Consider the following 685-nt stretch of genomic DNA (forward strand, 5'->3'; position numbering starts at 1 on the left):
ATCCGGGTGGCTGCGGCGCAGCCGGGCGGGGCTGCCCTGGTAGGCGATGCGGCCGCGGTCCAGCACGATGAGCTCGTCGGCCACGGGTAGCACGGTGCTGAGCGTCCGCGAGGTGAGCAGCACGGTGCCGCCGCGGCGGGCGTGGGCGCGCAGATGGTCGTTGAGCCAGGCGGTTTCGCGGATATCGAGTCCGGCGGCCGGATCGTCGAGCACCAGCAGCGGCGGATCGCCGAGCAGGGCGATGGCCAATGCCAGCCGGGTCTTCACGCCCTCGGGCAGGGTGCCGATGCGCTGATCGGCGACCTCGCCCAGCCGCACCAGCCGCAGCAGCTCCTCCGCGCGCTCATCGGAAACGCCCGCGGCGGCGGCGAATACGCGCAGCTGCGGGAACACCTTCCGGGCCGGATGCAGTCCGCGCGGGGTCAGCATGGCGCCCACCACCTGCCGCCCGGCCCGCGCGCCCGAGCCCGGGCCGCCCACGCTCGCGGTCCCGGAGGTGGGTGTCAGCAGGCCCAGCAGCATGCGCACCACGGTGGTCTTGCCCGCGCCGTGCGGGCCGACCAGCGCGGCCACCTTGCCCGCGGGCACCACGAAGCTCACCTCGTCCACGGCGGTGACGGCGTCGAAGGTCTTGGTCAGACCCGCGGCGGCGAAGGCCAGCGGCCGGGTCACGGCTGCCGATCCT

The 685-nt window shown here is 74.9% G+C and carries 1 protein-coding gene; it reads right to left on the reverse strand.

Annotation, left to right across the window (positions count from 1 at the left end):
• A partial coding sequence (locus ON43_RS35105; RefSeq protein WP_157514286.1) for an ABC transporter ATP-binding protein occupies positions 1-685 on the reverse strand: 685 nt, incomplete at both ends.

This window comes from Nocardia concava NBRC 100430, assembly GCF_000308815.1.
Classification (GTDB): Bacteria; Actinomycetota; Actinomycetes; order Mycobacteriales; family Mycobacteriaceae; genus Nocardia; species Nocardia concava.